The organism is Streptomyces sp. NPDC002680, assembly GCF_042889145.1.
GTDB lineage: Bacteria > Actinomycetota > Actinomycetes > Streptomycetales > Streptomycetaceae > Streptomyces > Streptomyces adonidis.
This window is the reverse complement of the sequence record NZ_JBIAQP010000010.1, coordinates 309,175-325,389: the sequence shown is the minus strand read 5'-3', so window position 1 is coordinate 325,389 and position 16,215 is coordinate 309,175. Positions and strand designations below refer to the sequence as shown.

Annotated in this window: 14 protein-coding genes; 10 read left to right on the top strand and 4 right to left on the bottom strand. The window is 70.9% G+C overall.

The features are described from left to right. Positions 1-8 precede the first annotated feature (8 nt). Positions 9-2,228, bottom strand: coding sequence for an MMPL family transporter (locus ACFYXF_RS27095; RefSeq protein WP_389353132.1), 2,220 nt, complete (start codon positions 2,226-2,228; stop codon positions 9-11). 107 nt (positions 2,229-2,335) lie between these two features. On the opposite strand from ACFYXF_RS27095, the gene ACFYXF_RS27090 reads away from it, so the two are divergent. Beyond that, positions 2,336-2,953: a TetR/AcrR family transcriptional regulator gene (locus ACFYXF_RS27090; RefSeq protein WP_389353130.1), complete on the top strand. Its 618-nt coding sequence runs from the start codon at positions 2,336-2,338 to the stop codon at positions 2,951-2,953. Positions 2,954-3,079: 126 nt separating this feature from the next. Here ACFYXF_RS27090 and ACFYXF_RS27085 read toward each other — a convergent pair whose 3' ends face one another. Continuing rightward, entirely contained in the window at positions 3,080-3,865 is a 786-nt protein-coding gene (locus ACFYXF_RS27085) for an MBL fold metallo-hydrolase (RefSeq protein WP_389353129.1), read from the bottom strand. A gap of 114 nt (positions 3,866-3,979) precedes the next feature. Between ACFYXF_RS27085 and ACFYXF_RS27080 the strand changes: the two genes are divergently transcribed. Next, the gene (locus tag ACFYXF_RS27080; RefSeq protein ID WP_389353127.1) at positions 3,980-4,648 is read left to right on the top strand and encodes an NAD(P)-dependent oxidoreductase; all 669 of its coding nucleotides are present in this window, start codon (positions 3,980-3,982) and stop codon (positions 4,646-4,648) included. 259 nt (positions 4,649-4,907) lie between these two features. Here ACFYXF_RS27080 and ACFYXF_RS27075 read toward each other — a convergent pair whose 3' ends face one another. Then, positions 4,908-6,401 carry a hypothetical protein gene (locus tag ACFYXF_RS27075; RefSeq protein ID WP_389353126.1) on the bottom strand — a complete coding sequence of 498 codons (1,494 nt, stop codon included), beginning with the start codon at positions 6,399-6,401 and terminating at the stop codon, positions 4,908-4,910. Positions 6,402-6,556: 155 nt separating this feature from the next. On the opposite strand from ACFYXF_RS27075, the gene ACFYXF_RS27070 reads away from it, so the two are divergent. From ACFYXF_RS27070 to ACFYXF_RS27035, 8 genes are all read left to right on the top strand, one after another. Further along, the gene (locus ACFYXF_RS27070) at positions 6,557-7,237 is read left to right on the top strand and encodes a response regulator transcription factor (protein ID WP_389353124.1); all 681 of its coding nucleotides are present in this window, start codon (positions 6,557-6,559) and stop codon (positions 7,235-7,237) included. Then, positions 7,224-8,699: a sensor histidine kinase gene (locus ACFYXF_RS27065; RefSeq protein WP_389353122.1), complete on the top strand. Its 1,476-nt coding sequence runs from the start codon at positions 7,224-7,226 to the stop codon at positions 8,697-8,699. Before ACFYXF_RS27070 ends, ACFYXF_RS27065 begins: the two co-directional genes overlap by 14 nt. A 269-nt stretch (positions 8,700-8,968) precedes the next feature. Beyond that, entirely contained in the window at positions 8,969-10,924 is a 1,956-nt protein-coding gene (locus tag ACFYXF_RS27060; protein ID WP_389353121.1) for a primary-amine oxidase, read from the top strand. Next, on the top strand, positions 10,917-12,341 hold the full coding sequence (locus ACFYXF_RS27055; RefSeq protein ID WP_389353119.1) for an APC family permease: 1,425 nt from the start codon (positions 10,917-10,919) through the stop codon (positions 12,339-12,341). Before ACFYXF_RS27060 ends, ACFYXF_RS27055 begins: the two co-directional genes overlap by 8 nt. 276 nt (positions 12,342-12,617) lie before the next feature. After that, positions 12,618-13,133: a hypothetical protein gene (locus tag ACFYXF_RS27050; RefSeq protein WP_389353117.1), complete on the top strand. Its 516-nt coding sequence runs from the start codon at positions 12,618-12,620 to the stop codon at positions 13,131-13,133. A 76-nt stretch (positions 13,134-13,209) separates the two neighbouring features. After that, complete coding sequence (locus ACFYXF_RS27045; RefSeq protein ID WP_389353116.1) at positions 13,210-13,797, top strand: TetR/AcrR family transcriptional regulator; 588 nt, start codon at positions 13,210-13,212, stop codon at positions 13,795-13,797. Positions 13,798-13,865: 68 nt separating this feature from the next. Then, a complete protein-coding gene (locus ACFYXF_RS27040; RefSeq protein WP_389353114.1) occupies positions 13,866-14,549 on the top strand; it encodes a TetR/AcrR family transcriptional regulator C-terminal domain-containing protein in 684 nt (227 codons plus the stop codon). Further along, complete coding sequence (locus tag ACFYXF_RS27035; protein ID WP_389353112.1) at positions 14,546-15,598, top strand: threonine aldolase family protein; 1,053 nt, start codon at positions 14,546-14,548, stop codon at positions 15,596-15,598. The genes ACFYXF_RS27040 and ACFYXF_RS27035 overlap by 4 nt, the downstream gene beginning before the upstream one ends. On the opposite strand, the gene ACFYXF_RS27030 is transcribed toward ACFYXF_RS27035, so the two are convergent. Beyond that, positions 15,595-16,179: a PadR family transcriptional regulator gene (locus ACFYXF_RS27030; RefSeq protein ID WP_389353110.1), complete on the bottom strand. Its 585-nt coding sequence runs from the start codon at positions 16,177-16,179 to the stop codon at positions 15,595-15,597. The two genes, ACFYXF_RS27035 and ACFYXF_RS27030, sit on opposite strands and share 4 nt — an antisense overlap. Between the last annotated feature and the right edge of the window lie 36 nt (positions 16,180-16,215).

Genomic DNA, 16,215 nt, shown 5'->3' with positions numbered 1-16,215 from the left:
CCGGTGCCTCACCCCACCGGCACCTCGCTCCGCTCGGCGTCCTTGTCCTCGTCCTCGTTCTTCGGCGTGGTGCGGTCGGGGAGGTTGGCGCCCTCGATGTCCGCGTCGGGCAGGGCGCGGTCGAGCCATCGCGGCAGGCTCCAGGCGCGGCGGCCGAGGAGGGCCATGGCGGCCGGTACGAGGGTCATCCGGACGACGAACGCGTCGATGAGGACCCCGACGGCGAGTGCGAAGCCGATGGACTTGATGACGGGGTCCTCGTTGAAGATGAACCCGGCGAAGACCGCGGCCATGATGAGGGCGGCGGCGCTGACGACGCGACCGCTGCGGGCGACGCCGTGGACGACGGCCTGCTGTGGGTCACGCGTGTTCTCGTGGTGCTCGCGCATCCGGCTGACGAGGAAGACCTCGTAGTCCATGGCGAGTCCGAACAGGACGCCGATCAGCAGGACGGGCAGGAAGCTGGTGACCGGCGCGGCCGAGGGGATGGCCAGCGGTCCGTTGAGATGGCCGTACTGGAAGACCCAGACCGTGGTGCCCAGGGCCGCCGCGACGGAGAGCAGGAAGCCGACGGCCGCCTTGAGCGGGACCAGCAGTGAGCGGAACGCCAGGGTGAGCAGGATCAGGGCCAGGATCACGATGATCGCGACGAAGCCGGGCAGGGCGCCGGAGAGCTTGTCGGCGACGTCGATGGCCGCCGCGGTCTGGCCGGCGATGTAGAGGGTGCCGCCCGCCCTGGCGACGGCCGGGGCGTTGTCGCGCAGCCGGCCGACCATGTCGGTGGTGGCCCGGTCGTCGGGGCCCGTCTTCGGTACGACGGCCATGACGAAGAGGCTCTTGTCGGCGTTGGGGACCGGCTGGGAGACGGCCGCCACGTCGGAGTCCTCGGCCAGTGCGGTGCGCAGGTCCGTGACGGTGGCCGTGACGTCCCCGGCGGGTATGTCCTTCGTCTCGACGACGGCGACGAGGGTGGCGTTGAAGCCCGGGCCGAATCCCGTCGTCAGCAGGTCGTAGCTCCTGTGCTGGGTGCTGGTGGTGGGGTCCGAGGCGTAACTGGGCAGTCCCAGGCGGAGGTTGCGGGCCGGCAGGGCGAGGGCGAGCAGGGCGATCACCCCGACCAGCAGGACGATCAGGGGCCTACGGGTGACCGTACGGGCCCAGGCCAGGCCCCAGGTGCCGGGGGTGCGCTCGCGGCGACCGGCTCGCGGACGACGGGGTTTGGGCCGCAGCCGTTCGCCGAACGCGCCGAGCACGGCCGGTACCAGGCTGACGGCGATCAGTACGGCGATCAGCACCGTGGCGGCGGCCGACAGGCCCATCACCGCGAGGAAGGGAATGCCGGTGGCGCACAGGGCGGCCAGGGCGATGATGACGGTCGCGCCCGCGAAGACGACCGCGCTGCCCGCCGTCGCCACGGCCCGCGCGATCGACTCCTCGACGTCCATGCCGGGATCGTCGGCGAGCTGTTCTCGGTGGCGGGAGATGATGAACAGGGCGTAGTCGATGCCCACCGCGAGGCCGATCATCAGGGCCAGCACGGTCGACGTACCGGTGATCTCCACCCATGTCGAGACGAACTTCACGCCCAGCACACCGATGGCCACGCCCACCACGGCGGTCAGCAGGGGGAGCCCGGCCGCCACCAGCGAGCCGAGCGTCAGGGCCAGGATGACCAGGGCGATCACGACACCGACGAGTTCGGCGGGCCCGCCGACCTTGGTCTGGGGCTTCATGGCCGTGCCGCCGTACTCGACCTCCACCCCTCCCTTCCGCACCTGGGCCATGGCGCTGCTCAGGGCGTCCTTGGCCGTCTGCGGGACATCGGCGGCGGCCTGCCGGAAGCGGATGTCGGCGTAGCCGATGCGTTTGTCCGAGGACATCGTCCCGGCCTTGAACGGATCGGTGACCTGGACGACCCCGGAGATCCCGGTGGCCTTCGCCAGCCCAGCCTCGATGGCCGCCTCGGTCTTCGCCTCGGTCAGGGTGGCGCCCTTCGGAGCGGCGTACACCACGCGGATCACACCGCCCGCCGCGTCCGGGAACTTCTCCTCCAGCAGGTCCTGGGCCTGCTGGGACTCGATGCCCGGGACGGTGAAGTCCGAGGCCACCTTGCCGTGGACGGTGATGCCGAGGCCGCCGACCACGGCGAGCAGCAGCAGCCAGACGCCGATGACCCGACGGCGACGGGTCACCGCCAGCCGGGCCCATGCATAGAGGCGAGACGCCATGTCCGCCTTCCCTTCGTCTTTCGATGTCCGGTGGATCTCCAGTCGTCTGCACTGTAAGGCATAATTACAGTCGGATGTAAATTAACCTTGCATGGTAAAGTCTGGGCATGGTGACTGAAGGTGCGACTGACGGTCCACGGGACGGACTTCGGGAGCGGAGCAAGGCGCGGCGGCGGGAGGCGATCCTGCGGTCGGCGTACGTGCTCTTCGCCGAGCGCGGATTCGAGGCGACGACGATCGCCGACATCGCCGAGGCGGCGGAGGTCTCGCCGCGCACGGTCACGCTCTACTTCCCGTCCAAGCTGGACCTGGCGCTGGCCCGTTCCGACGCCCTCGCGGAACGCCTGGGGACGGCTCTGCGCGAGCGGCGGGAGGGCTGGCTGACGCTCGACGCGCTGGAGCACTGGCTGCGCGAGGAGATCGCCCACCGGAGCGACCTCGACGATCTGTCGGAGCGGATGTTCGAGCTGAATCCGCAGATCAAGGCTGTCAGCAACGGACGCCTGGCGGAAGTCGTACAGGAAGGCGCCCGGCTGTTCGCCGCGGAGAGCGGCAACGCACCGGACGCCTTCGGGCCGCGCATGGTGGCCACCACGGCGGCGGCCATCGTCGCCGAGCTGTGCCACGACCCCGAGCACGCCGACGTCGACGCGGCCATGGCGTTTCTGCGGGCCGGGGTCGCCGCGCTGCTCCCCGACGCGCCTGCCGACAGCGCGGGCGGCTGACCGTCACGAGGCGACTCCCGCCCGCCCCGCGTCGACGGCCGGGCTTCGGCGGGGCGGGTGTTCGGCGCGGACCGCGCCCCCCCCCGGCGCTGACCTCGCGCACTTCCCGTCGCCGGCGGTACGCCGTTACGCGCCGGCGCGTGCCCTCTCGTACAGGGACGGGTCGTGGGCGTTGACGATCATCAGGTCGGCCTCGGCGGCTCGGTGGAGTTCGGCGAGGCGGGCGTGGTTGTCGCGGACCTGCTTCCCGACGTACGCGATGACCGCCTCCATGCCGCGGAGGGAAGCCGGGACGGGGGAGCGGCCGTCGAGGGTGCCGTGGTGGTAGAAGGCGTCACCGGCGTGCAGGATCCAGCGCGTACCGGTGTCGACCGCCACGGCGGCGTGGCCGCGGGTGTGGCCGGGGAGTGCGATCAGGACGATGCCGGGCGCGATCGTGTCCAGCTCCTTGGCCGCGGCGAACCCGCGCCACTTCTCCCCGTCGGGGCGGTGCTCGACGAGCTTCGGGCCGTGCGCCCACTGGGCGGAGCTGTAGCGGACGCGTTCCCGCCGGGAGGGGGAGTGGACGGCCCCGCGCGCCTCGTCCGCGGTGAGGTGGACCTCGGCGTGGGGGAAGTCGGAGAGGCCGCCGATGTGGTCGGCGTCGAAGTGGGTCAGCACGATGTGGCGTACGTCGTCCCGGCGGAAGCCGAGCTTCTCGACCTGCCTGGCGGCCGTCTCCTCGGCGTCGAACACCGGCCGGATGAAGTGCCGCGCCGGTCCCACGCGCCGCCTGGGATCGGCGATGTCGTCGAGGCCGTACCCGGAGTCGACGAGGACCAGGCCGTTCGCGGTCTCGATCAGCAGGACGTGGCAGACGAGACGGGCGCCGGGCGGACGCATGGAACCGCAGTTGAGGTGGTGGACCTTCATGACGGGTGTCCTCGCAGATCACAAAACTTATGGTGTATATCGATTTCGATTCAAGTTAGACTTATGATGTAAGTGCTGTCAATGTGCCCCCGGAGGGCGAGAGGGAGAAGAACCATGAAGATCGCCGTACTGGGCGCCACCGGCAACATCGGCTCGCATGTGACGAAGGAGGCGCTGTCCCAGGGGTACGAGGTCGTGGCCTATGTCCGCAACCCCGACGCGATACGGCCGCAGGCCGGGCTGACCGTCGTCCAGGGTTCCCTCGACGACCGGGCCGCGATGGCGAAGGCCTTCGTCGGCAGTGACGCCGTGATCTCGGCCGTCGGGGTCGCGCTGCGCGCGAAGAAGCCCGTCGACCTGATGCGGCGCACCCTGCCGGTCGTCACCGACGCGGTACGGGACGCCGGGGTCGAGCGGTTCGTGCTGGTCTCCGCGTTCGGGGTCGGGGAGACGGCGGCGAAGGCTTCGCTCCTGGGGCGGCTGGTCTACCGGACGGTCGTCGCCGCGATCTTCAAGGACAAGGAGCTCTCGGAGGAGACCCTGCCCGCGAGCGGCCTGAACTGGACGATCGTCCACCCGGTCAACCTCAAGGAGGCCCCCGCCGTCCCCACCGCCACGGTCAAGCGCCTCGACCAGGTCGCCAAGGTCCCGGGCCTGCCCACCCTCCCGTTCGTGAACGCCGCACGCGCCCTGATCGAGATCGCCGGTGACCGTGAACTCGCGGGGCAGCGGGTGCTGGTGACCACCGAGAAGGGGTGGAAGCCGCAGGGGCACGCGGCCTGAGGGGGCGTCATGTGCGGCCGTCGCATCCGCGGACGTGCGCTGTGACCGCCCCGTGTCGGTGATGCCTTCCGTTCATGGCCAGTGGCGGGCGAATCGCAGGCGCCGCTCGCGTGCGGTCGCGATGAGTCGGGCGGCGGCACAGAGCGGCCGCAGCCTTCCACGGCAGTAGCGACCGGCAGGCCGAGGTCCGTGGCTTCCGGGGCGGGGCAGTGTGACGGCGGTGGTGCCGGCCGGGCCGGCACCGGTCGCGGTCACCTCGTCAACCCGTCGCTCGCTCCCGGCTGTTGGATCCAGGACCGGCCTTCATAGACGGGCCGTGGTCTCGGACGTAGACGGTGACTCGCGCCCCGTTGACATGGGTTGTTCCGTACTCGCGGAAGTGGCGTCGCAGGGTGCTTGTCTTCGCTTCCTCCTGCGGGTTGGTCGGCGAGTGCACACCCACCGCGCGGACCACGACGATCCGGTCGAATTCCAGCATGCGTGCCGCGATCTCCCGGGCGGGAAGCTCGACACCCGCAAGCGTGTTCGACGAGACGGGGTCCTGTGCCAGGGCGAGATCTGTCAGGAGACGGGTGTCCTCGGGGTTGGCCGCAGTCAGGATCCGGTGCTGGCCGGCGAGATAGAGCAGCCCGTCGCCGGGACGGCCTTCCTCGCGTACGGCGGCGCCGATGGCGGTGACGTCATTGCTCCGGCTCTGGGGTGTCCTCAGCGAAAGGCTCGGCTGGACGAGCGCGGCCAGTACGGCGACCGCCGCGATCCACACGTAGCGGGAGAACCGCTGCCGCCGGAGGAAGTAATCCATCAAGGCGCCCAGCAGCAAGGCGATTCCGATATTGCTGTAGAGCACATACCGGTCGACGAAAAGGGGTTTGACCGGTGAGGCGATCAGCAGCAGAAGGCCCGGAAGCACAAGGATCGGCACAGCCAGCACGGAAAGCCGCACGGGCCCCCGCACCCCCAGGGGCGCCAGGGCACACACCACGCCGACGACCGCGACCACCAGGAAATAACCGGGCCGCACCGGTCCGCCGATCCAGGACACCTGCGCCGACTGCCCCGCACTGCGGATCGCCAGCGGCAACAGCCCGGCCACGACGCCCGCGGCAGCCGCACTCCACGCCCTCAGCACCGGTCGTGGAGCACGGGAGACGACCAGTGTGACGCCGTGTGCGACCAGGACGAGGACCGCGAACTCATGGAGCAGACAGGCCAGCAGCATGGTGGAGCCGTAGACCGCCCACCGCCACCGGGCGCGCTGCGGGACGCTGACCACGAGCGCGTAGGTGGCCCAGGTGACCAGGGCACAGACCATGGCGTACGAGCGGCCCTCCTGCGCGAACTTCTGCACCTGGGGAAGGAGCGGAAACACCAGCCCGGCCAGCAGCCCGGCACGGGGTCCCGCCAGGCGTAGCCCCAGCAGCCCGACTCCGCTCGCCGCCACGGACATCGCCAGCACGGACGGCAGCCGCAGCGTCAGCAGCCCTCCGCCGAAGAGACCGAAGAGCTCGTGCATCATGAAGTAGTAGAGGGCATGGACCAGATCGATGTGCTGGGCGGTGAGCCATATCTGCGAAAGATCGCGGTGCGCGAGCTGATCGGTGACGGACTCGTCCCCCCACAGGGTGTTCTGCCTGCGGATACCCCAGAGCCCCAGAGCGATGGTCAGCGCCAAGGGCACGATGACGACAACGGCCTTGGCCGGGCCCGGTGTTCGTCGACGGGCGGGTACGGGAGGGGAGACCGTTCTGGCCATGGCGGGGGCACGTTCATCAACGGACATCGGCGACAGGGCCTTTCAGCGGCGGCGAAGAAACTCCGCCACCGTGCCCGGACCCCGTTGACCGGACGCTGACCCAACCTGACCGGCCGATCAGGAAGGCGGGCGGGCGCTGTGCGAGGCTGCACCGCATGCGCATCCTGGTGGTCGAAGACGAGGTGGACCTCGCCCACACCCTGCACACCGGTCTGACCGCCGAGGGCTACAGCGTCGACCTCGCCCATGACGGCCGGCAGGGACTGTGGATGGCCCGGACCGGCGAATACGCCCTTGTCGTACTGGACTTGATGCTGCCCGGGCTCAACGGCTACAAGGTCTGCGCCCAGTTGCGCCGGGAGGGCAACGCGACCCCCATCCTGGTACTCACCGCCAAGGACGGGGAGTGGGATCAGGCGGAGGCCCTGGACACGGGGGCCGACGACTACCTGGCCAAACCCTTCTCCTACGTGGTGCTCGTCGCACGGCTGCGGGCCCTGGTCAGACGAGCGGCCACGGTTGCCCCGCCCGTCCTCGCCGTGGGCGACCTCTCGTTGGACGTCGCCGGCCGGGTCTGCCGCCGGGCCGGGACCCGGGTGGAACTCACACCCCGGGAGTTCGCCGTGCTGGAGCTGCTGGCCCGCCGGGCGGGCCAGGCGGTCTCCAAAGCGGATCTGCTCTATCACGCGTGGCCCGACGAAGCCCTGGATCCCAACCTGGTGGAGGCACGGGTCAGCGCACTGCGCAAGAAGGTGGACTCCGCGTTCGGCCGACGGTCCCTGGAGACCGTACGGGGTACCGGCTACCGGCTGGTGGACGACCGTGAACGCGACTGAGCCGCGACGCCGCTGGTGGCCGCGTTCGGTACGAGCCCGCACGGCCCTGGCCGCCGCCTCGGCCGCCGCCGTCATCCTGGTCGGCATCGGCTGGTGGCTGCACCACGACGTCTACCGCCAGGGCACCCGGATCGCCGAAGGACAGGCCGAGCAACAGGTCTGGGCTCTCGTCGATCAGCTGAACGGGGGTGTGCTTCCCGCTCAGAAAAGCATCGTGCTGCCGTACGAGGTCGTCGCGTCCGGCCGGCGCACCGCTGTCGCCTACGGCGGAGGCATGGACGCCCTCGATCCCGGCACCCGCCATGTGCTGCCCACACCGACGGAGGCCAGGCAGCCCGGAGTCCTGACGATCCTTCCCCTCCGCATACCGGAGCGCGGCTCCCACTCCAGGGACAGACTCGGCCTGGCCGGCGGGACCTTCACGGTCATGTTCGCCGATGTCGGCGTCGATCGACTCAGCAAGGACAAAGTCGCCGCTCTGGGCGTCGCCTCGGACGCCTACCTGCGGATCTATGTGGTGGTGCTCCCGAAGACGGCCGAGGAGATCGCCGGCACCACCGACCTTCTGCTGCTGCGGGCCGGGCTCGTCGGCCTCGTACTGATCGGCGCCGCCGTCTACTTCACCGTCCGCAGGTCGCTGCGGCCGGTCGAGGCCATCCGCGTCCTCACCGCCTCGGTCACCGCGAACGACCCCCGCGAACGCGTCACGGTCCCCGCCACGGGACACGAGATCGCCGCCCTGGCCACCACCATCAACAGCACCCTCCAGCGCCTCGACGACGCCGCCGCCCAGCAACGCCGCTTCGTCGCGGACGCCGCCCACGAACTGCGCAGCCCCCTCACCACCCTGCTGGCCAGCCTGGAAGTCGCGCTCGCCTACCCGGAACGCACCGACTGGCCCGCCGCGGCCACCACCGCCGCACGACAGACCCGCCGCCTCCAGGCCCTCGCCGAAGACCTGCTGCTCCTCGCCCGCCTCGACACCCGCACCCCCACAGCCGACCCCGACACCGTCGACCTGACAGCCCTCGTCTCCCGGCTGACCGAGCAATATCCCCTCGCCGAACGGCCGTTGACCCTCACCTGCGACAGCACCGCCCCCGCACACGCACACGGGAACGCCGACGAATACGAACGGCTGCTGCGCAACCTCGTCGACAACGCCGCCCGCCACGCCGCGCACCGCATCCAGATCACCGTCCGGAACCAGGACGCCTGGGTCGTCCTCACGGTGCACGACGACGGACCGGGCGTGCCCACCGAGGACGCCGAGCGCATCTTCGAACGCTTCGTCCGGCTCGACGACGCCCGCTCCCGCGACCACGGCGGCACCGGCCTGGGCCTCGCCATCGCCCGCGACCTGGCCCACCGCCACCGAGGCACCCTCACCCTCACCCCCCGGACCCTCGGAGCGTGCTTCCAGCTACGCCTTCCCCGAGCCCCCACCCCGGCCGAGAAATGACGCGCTTCACCGCGGCCGGTCCCGCCGCGATCACCGGCCCCGGCTTCGTCGGCCCCGACCGTGGTGGCGACGACAGCAGCGGCCCGGCGGTCGCGGCGAGACCTTGGCGCGGGCGAGCCGCTTAACGGCAGGGAAACGAGCGAAGGTCGCGGGTGAAATACACCCCGGGCATCTTTCCTCTACGAACGTAGAGAAAAACGGCCGCCGCCCTCCGCAGGAGTCGGTGCTCGCCGCAAGACGCTCGGCACGCCCCGGAGGGGAACCCACCCATGGACGTCCTGCCCCTGTCCTCGCACATCCCGACAGAGCCCCATCCGCTCGACCCCCTCACCCCCGTCGAGATCGACACCGCCCGCCGGACACTCACCGACGCCGGTCTCCTCACGGCGTCGACCCGCTTCGCCTACCTCGGTCTGGAGGAACCGGCCAAGGGCGAACTGCTCGCCCACGTGCCCGGTGTCCCGGTCGACCGCCGAGTACGGGTGCTGCTGCTCGACACGGACCCGGCGGGCGGCCCGGCCCGGGACGTGATCGTGTCCGTCACCCACGGCCGGGTCGATTCCCAGCGTGCCCTCGATGTCGCCGTCGACGGGCAACTCCCCGTACTCGACGAGGAGTTCGGGCTCGTCGAGGAGATCCTGGCCGGCGACGAGCGATGGCTGGCCGCGCTCAGGAGCCGGGACCTGGACGTCTCACGCGTACGGGTCGCGCCCCTGTCGGCCGGTGTCTACGCCGACGAGTACCCCGAGGAGCGCGGGCGCCGCGTCCTGCGCGGCCTCGCCTTCGTCCAGGAGCACGACACCGACCACGCCTGGGCCCACCCGGTCGACGGGCTGGTCGCCTACGTAGACGTCCTCAACCGAACCGTCGACCGTGTCCTCGACTTCGGCCCCGTCCCCATCCCCACCGAGTCGGGCAACTTCGACGACCCCGCCGTCACCGGCCCCCCGCGCACCACCCAAAAACCCATCGAGATCACCCAGCCCGAGGGCCCCAGCTTCACCCTCGAAGGCAACCTCCTCACCTGGGAGAAGTGGACCCTGCGCGTAGGCTTCGACGCCCGCGAGGGCCTGATCCTCCACCAACTGGCCTTCGCCGACCGGTCGGTGATCCACCGAGCATCGATCGCGGAGATGGTCGTCCCGTACGCCGACCCCTCCCCGGTCCGCTCCTGGCAGAACTACTTCGACACCGGCGAATACCTCATCGGCCGCTACGCCAACGCCCTCCAGCTCGGCTGCGACTGCCTCGGCGACATCACGTACCTGGACGCGGTCATCGCCGACGAGACCGGCGCCCCCAAGACCCTCCCCAACGCCGTCTGCCTGCACGAGGAGGACTACGGCATCCTCTGGAAGCACACCGACCTCTGGGCCGGCTCCGCCGAGACCCGGCGCCAACGCCGCATGGTGATCTCCTTCTTCACCACCGTCGGCAACTACGACTACGGCTTCTACTGGTACCTCTACCTCGACGGCACCATCGAGTTCGAGGCCAAGGCCACCGGCGTCGTCTTCACCTCCGCCCACCCAGGCGGCGACTACCCCTACGCGACCGAGATCGCCCCCGGCCTAGGCGCGCCGTACCACCAACACCTGTTCAGCGCCCGCCTGGACATGGCCGTCGACGGCACGGCCAACCGCGTCGAGGAGATCGAGACGGCCCGCGTGCCGATCGGCCCCGACAACCCGCGCGGCAACGCCTTCGCCCTGCGCCGCACCCCCCTCACCCGGGAGAGCGAGGCCCAGCGCATGGCCGACGCGGGCACCGACCGGGTCTGGCACATCTCCAACCCCGGCTCCCTCAACCGCCTCGGCCACCCGGTGGCGTACGCCCTCTGCCCCGAGGGCAAGCCCGCGCTGCTCGCCGACCCGGCCTCGTCGGTCGCCGCCCGCGCCGCCTTCGCGACGAAGCACCTGTGGGTGACCCGCTACGACCCGGCCGAGCGCTATCCCGCCGGCGACTTCGTCAACCAGCACCCCGGCGGGGCGGGTCTGCCCGCGTACACGGCCGCCGACCGTGACATCGACGGCCAGGACATCGTCGTATGGCACACCTTCGGCCTCACCCACGCCCCCCGGCCGGAGGACTGGCCGATCATGCCGGTCGACTACACCGGCTTCAAGCTCCGACCGGTCGGCTTCTTCGACCGCAACCCCACGCTCGACGTTCCCCCCACTCCGACCGCCCACGCCTGCTGCGCACCGGAGGACCACCATGGCTGACCTGACCACACAATCATCCGGTACGACCACTCCCGCGCCGGGTCTGCGCGGCTCGATAGGCGTCACCGGAATCGTCTTCCTGGTCGTCGCGGCAGCGGCACCGCTCACCGCGATCGGCGGCGCCCTGCCGGTCATGTTCGCCATCGGCAACGGCCCGGGCGTCCCCGCGGCATACCTGCTGGTAGCCGCGGTCCTACTCCTCTTCAGCGTCGGCTACGCGGCGATGAGTCGCCACGTGGTGGACGCAGGCGCCTTCTACTCGTACGTCACGGCAGGTCTGGGCAGAGTCACCGGCACGGGCGCCGCAGGCCTCGCCCTCCTGACGTACAGCGCGATCCAGGCGGGCGTCTACGGCCTGGCCGGGGTCACCACGGGCGGCCTCGTCACGAAGTACGGCGGCCCGGACCTCCCGTGGTGGACCTGGAGCGGCATCCTCCTTCTACTCGTCGCGATCCTCGGCTACCGCAACATCGAGGTAGGTACGAAGGTCCTGTCGCTGCTGATCGTGCTGGAGGTGGGCATAGTCGCCGTGGTGTCGGTCGCGGTCCTGGTCCAGGGAGGCGCCGACGGCATCAACTTGACCTCCTTCACCCCGGACGCCTTCTCGACCGGCTCACCAGGCATAGGCGTGATGTTCGCGGTCGCGTCGTTCGTAGGCTTCGAGGCGACGGCGATCTACGGCGAGGAGGCCCGCGACCCCAAGCGCAGCGTCGCGAAGGCGACCTACCTGGCCGTGATCCTGATCGGTGTCTTCTACGCCCTGGCGAGCTGGGCCATGGTCCTGGCCGTCGGCACCGACAAGGTGCAGGGCGCCGCCGCCGAGAACACGGCGGGACTGGTCTTCGCGGTCGCGGGCGAGTACGTAGGCGGCGCGGCCTCGGATCTGATGGAGATCCTGCTGCTCACGAGCCTGTTCGCCGCGCTGCTCGCCTTCCACAGTGCGATCGCCCGCTACCTGTTCTCCCTCGGCCGCCAGGGCAGCGCCCCTTCGGCACTGGCCCGCAGCCACGCCCGACACGGCTCCCCACACATCGGTTCACTGGTCCAGACGGCCTCGGCCGCAGTGGTCGTCGCCGCGTTCGCCCTGGCGGGCGCCGATCCGGTACTGCAACTCTTCACCTGGATGAGCGGCCTGGCCACGCTAGGGGTACTGGTCCTGATGATCCTGGTGAGCGTCGCGGTCCTGGTCTTCTTCGCCCGGGGCGACACCGACTCCCGCCTCTGGCACACCCGAATCGCCCCGGTACTGGGCGGACTCGGCCTGTGCGCGGTGGCATGGCTGGTCCTGACCAACTTCACGACCCTGATCGGCGGCTCCACCAACCTGGCCCTCCTCTTCGAGGGAGTCGTGATCCTGTTCTTCGCAGCGGGCACACTGATCGCCGCACGACGACATTCCAGCCCGCCCGGCGTTTGAGGCCGGGGGGCCACCCTCCAGCCCGTCCAGCGCTTGAGGACGAGGGGCCACCCCCCAGCCCGTCCAGCGCTTGAGGACGGAGGGCCACCCCCCAGCCCGTCCGGCGTTTGAGGACGGAGGGCCACCCCCCAGCCCGTCCGGCGTTTGAGGACGAGCGCGTTCAGCGCGAAGGGGGGTCTGGGGGCGCAGCCCCCAGAAGGATGGGACGGGTAGGGGCGGCGGGGGCGAGGAAAACCACCCCCACTGCCGACCCCGACCACCGACAAGGAGGCGCACATGCACGACGCGTCGGCCCTCGCCGCCACGGCAGGGGCGGTGCTCTGTCTCGTCGGACACGTGCCCGGACCCGCCCGCCACTGGGCACCCCACGCGATCACCCTCGCCGTGATGACGCTGATGCTGCCCCCACACACCGCCCCCGGCATACTGCTCGCCGGAGCCGGCGCACTCGCGGCGGCCTGTCTCTGGGCCGCGACCAAGGGCTGCCCCGCCCGGCGCCCCGCCGACGCCGTGGACCTCGCGACCATGGCCACCCTCACCGCGGTCACCGCCCGGGTCGGCCACCTGGACGGGACACACATGCCCCACCACGGAACCTGGGAGCCAACCCCTTTCCTCTTCCTCACCGGCTGCTGGGCCATCGCCCGGGCCGCCGCCCACCTCCACACCCGCCTCGCCCTCATCGGCCCGGCGAACCGCACCCCACGGCCCCGACCGCCGTACCGGAGCGTGCTGCTGCGCGAATCCGGCGGCCTGGCCATGGTCGCCGGCATGGCCGCGATGCTCACCTGAACGGTTAGGGTCGGACCGCAGAGCGAACCCGCACAGAGGGACGGGGAGCGGAACGGGGCCGGGAGGGAAAGGGCGCATGCCGAAGATCGTCGACCACGACGCACGGCGCCGTGAGATCGTCGAGGCGGTGTGGGCCCTGATCGCCCGCCGCGGGCTGGACGCCGTCACCATGCGGGAACTCGCGGCCGAGGCCGGATACGCCAACGGAGCCCTGTCGGGATACTTCCGCAACAAGGACGAGATCCTCCAGTCCGCCTTCCAGCACGCCTTCGACGCCACCAACGTCCGGGCCCGCCGGGCCATAGGGGAGCAGCGCGGACTCGCGGCGCTGCGCCTGCTCTGCCGGGAGATCATGCCCCTCGACGAGCTGCGGCTCCTGGAGGCCCGTGTCGTGATCGCCTTCTGGGACCGCGCCCTGCACGACGCACGTATGGCCGCCGTCCACGAGGCCGTCATGACCACCTGGCGGGCGCAGATGCACGGCTACCTCCAAGAGGCCCGCCTGGACGGCGACGTCACCACCGCCACCCCGGACGACACCGTCATCGACGGCCTCCTCGCCGCCCTCATGGGCTTCCAGATCAACGCCCTCTTCGCCCCCGCCGCCACCCCGGAACGCCAGGAAGCGGTCCTCGACGAACTCCTCGGCGCACTGGCGCCCTGAGGTCCCACCAGGGGGCCTGCTCACCTCACCCAGGCCTTTTCGATACGCCGTATCGTACGATGTACCGCATGCCGCGCCACTCACCCTCCCTGGACCGTGCGACCCCGGACCGCATCGCCGAGACCGCCCTCCTCCTCGTGGACGAGAGCGGCCCCGACGCGCTGACCTTCCGGGCGCTGGCCACCCGCCTGGACATCTCCCTCGCCTCCCTCCAGCGGCGCTGCACCGACCTGGCGGGCCTGCTCGACCTGTGCACCGACCACCTCGCCGCCCGTCTCCCCGTGATCGGCCCGGACACCGACTGGGCCACGGCGACCGAGGCACGCTTCACCGCCCTGTACCGGCTGCTCGCCGCCCACCCGGGGCTGCTCGCCCTGCGCGGTACGCGCCCCTGGCTCGGGTCGAACCTGCTGGCCCGCCTGGTGGAGCCGCAGCTCGCCGACAGCATCGCGGCCGGGATGAGCCCCGAGGAGGCGATGACCACGTACCGCCGGATGTACCTCCTCACGCTCGGCAGCGCCGGCTTCGTCGACCACCGCGACCCCAAGGCCGTACGGGCCGTCACCCGCAGCGCGCTGGCCGCGCTCGACCCGGAGGAGTTCCCGGTGCTGACCGGCCACCTCGCCGCGATCGTGCCCGCCATGACCGACGACGAGGTCTACTACGGCGCCCTGCGCCAGCTCATCGAGGCCGCCACAGTCGCTCCTCCCTCCGTTCCTTCCGCCGACGCAGAGCAAGGACCCCGAGAATGACCACCCCCGCCCCCACCGCACGCATCTTCAGCAGCGACAACGTCGCCGGCACCTCCCCGGAGATCCTCGACGCGATAGCCGGGGCGGCCGGCGGCCAGGCCACGCCGTACGGCACGGACGATGTCACCGCCGACGTCCGGCGCAGGCTGTGCGAGATCTTCGAGTACGACGTCGACGTGCTGCTGGTCTCGACCGGTTCCGCCGCGAACGGGCTGAGCCTGGCCGCGCTGACCCCGCCGTGGGGGAGCGTGCTGTGCCATCGCGACAGCCACATCAACAACGACGAGTGCGGGGCGCCCGAGTTCTACACCGCGGGCGCCAAACTCGTTCCGCTCGGCGGCGCCGACGCCAAGATCGATCCCGACGAACTGCGGGCGGCCGTACGACGCAAGGCCGGGGACGTGCACAGCGTGCAGCCCTCCGTCGTGAGCGTCACCCAGGCCACCGAGACCGGCGCCGTCTACTCCCTCGACGAGCTGCGCACCCTCGGGCCCATCGCCAAGGACGCGGGCCTGCGCCTGCACATGGACGGTGCCCGCTTCGCCGGAGCCGTCGCCGCCCTCGGCCGCACCCCCGCCGAGCTGACCTGGCGGGCCGGGGTCGACGTGCTCTCCTTCGGGGCCACCAAGAACGGCACGATGACCGCCGACGCGATCGTCGTCTTCGACCGCTCCCTCACCGCCGAACTGAGCTTCCGCGCCAAGCGAGCCGGCCAGCTGGCCGCCAAGATGCGCTTCCACGCGGCCCAGTTGGACGCGTACCTGACCGACGACCTCTGGCTGCGCAACGCGACCCACGCCAACGCCATGGCCGCCCGGCTCCAGGAGGGCCTGAAGGCCGTCCCCGAGGTCGGTCTGCTCGGCGCCGCCGAGGCCAACATCCTCTTCTGCCGCCTGCCCCGGCAGATCATCGACGGGCTCCTGTCGGACGGCTACGTCTTCTACCACGACCGCTGGGAGCCGGGTGTCGTCCGCTTCGTCACCTCCTTCGCGACCACGGAGGAGGATGTCGACGACCTGCTCGGCGCCGTCCGCCGGTACGACGCCTAAAGGCGATTTCCGCCGCCGCTGGGGGCCGAGGCGCGCTGCTCCAGCCGGGCCAGGGCCAGCGCGCCCCACCGGAGGTTCTCCTGTTCCAGGGCGATCCCCCGCAGCAGGGTGAGGCAGGGGCCGATCCGCTCGGCGGTCGCGAAGAACTCGTCCTCGGTACGCCCGTCCAGCAGGCGCATCCGCAACCGCTCGTAGCGCGCCAGCTTGGCGGTGGACCACTCCATCCGCTCGGCGATCGAGGCCCGTACGGCCTCGGTGTCGCCGGCGTCGACGCACTGGACCTTGACCATCAGCTCGTCCCTGATGGCCGTCGGCCTGGACGGTGCCTCGGCGGTGTAGGCGCGCACCGCCTCCAGTCCTGCCTCGGTGAGGGAGAACAGCCGCTTGTTGGGGCGGCGTTCCTGCTCCACGACACGGGCCGCGATGAGCCCGTCGCCCTCCATGCGCTCCAGCTCCCGGTAGAGCTGCTGGGGGGTGGCCATCCAGAAGTTGGCGACGGAGGCGTCGAACCCCTTCGCGAGGTCGTACCCGGACGCCTCGCCCTCCAGAAGGGCGGCCATCACCGCGTTGCGCAGAGCCATGTCGGCAGCCTAGTCTGCAATGCACCTATTCAACTT

What these genes read in the sequence shown, in the direction of transcription:
- ACFYXF_RS27095 (WP_389353132.1), bottom strand. Translation starts at nt 2,228, where the DNA reads ATGGCGTCTCGCCTCTATGCATGGGCCCGGCTGGCGGTGACCCGTCGC.
- ACFYXF_RS27090 (WP_389353130.1), top strand. Translation starts at nt 2,336, where the DNA reads ATGGTGACTGAAGGTGCGACTGACGGTCCACGGGACGGACTTCGGGAG.
- ACFYXF_RS27085 (WP_389353129.1), bottom strand. Translation starts at nt 3,865, where the DNA reads ATGAAGGTCCACCACCTCAACTGCGGTTCCATGCGTCCGCCCGGCGCC.
- ACFYXF_RS27080 (WP_389353127.1), top strand. Translation starts at nt 3,980, where the DNA reads ATGAAGATCGCCGTACTGGGCGCCACCGGCAACATCGGCTCGCATGTG.
- ACFYXF_RS27075 (WP_389353126.1), bottom strand. Translation starts at nt 6,401, where the DNA reads ATGGCCAGAACGGTCTCCCCTCCCGTACCCGCCCGTCGACGAACACCG.
- ACFYXF_RS27070 (WP_389353124.1), top strand. Translation starts at nt 6,557, where the DNA reads ATGCGCATCCTGGTGGTCGAAGACGAGGTGGACCTCGCCCACACCCTG.
- ACFYXF_RS27060 (WP_389353121.1), top strand. Translation starts at nt 8,969, where the DNA reads ATGGACGTCCTGCCCCTGTCCTCGCACATCCCGACAGAGCCCCATCCG.
- ACFYXF_RS27055 (WP_389353119.1), top strand. Translation starts at nt 10,917, where the DNA reads ATGGCTGACCTGACCACACAATCATCCGGTACGACCACTCCCGCGCCG.
- ACFYXF_RS27050 (WP_389353117.1), top strand. Translation starts at nt 12,618, where the DNA reads ATGCACGACGCGTCGGCCCTCGCCGCCACGGCAGGGGCGGTGCTCTGT.
- ACFYXF_RS27045 (WP_389353116.1), top strand. Translation starts at nt 13,210, where the DNA reads ATGCCGAAGATCGTCGACCACGACGCACGGCGCCGTGAGATCGTCGAG.
- ACFYXF_RS27040 (WP_389353114.1), top strand. Translation starts at nt 13,866, where the DNA reads ATGCCGCGCCACTCACCCTCCCTGGACCGTGCGACCCCGGACCGCATC.
- ACFYXF_RS27035 (WP_389353112.1), top strand. Translation starts at nt 14,546, where the DNA reads ATGACCACCCCCGCCCCCACCGCACGCATCTTCAGCAGCGACAACGTC.
- ACFYXF_RS27030 (WP_389353110.1), bottom strand. Translation starts at nt 16,179, where the DNA reads ATGGCTCTGCGCAACGCGGTGATGGCCGCCCTTCTGGAGGGCGAGGCG.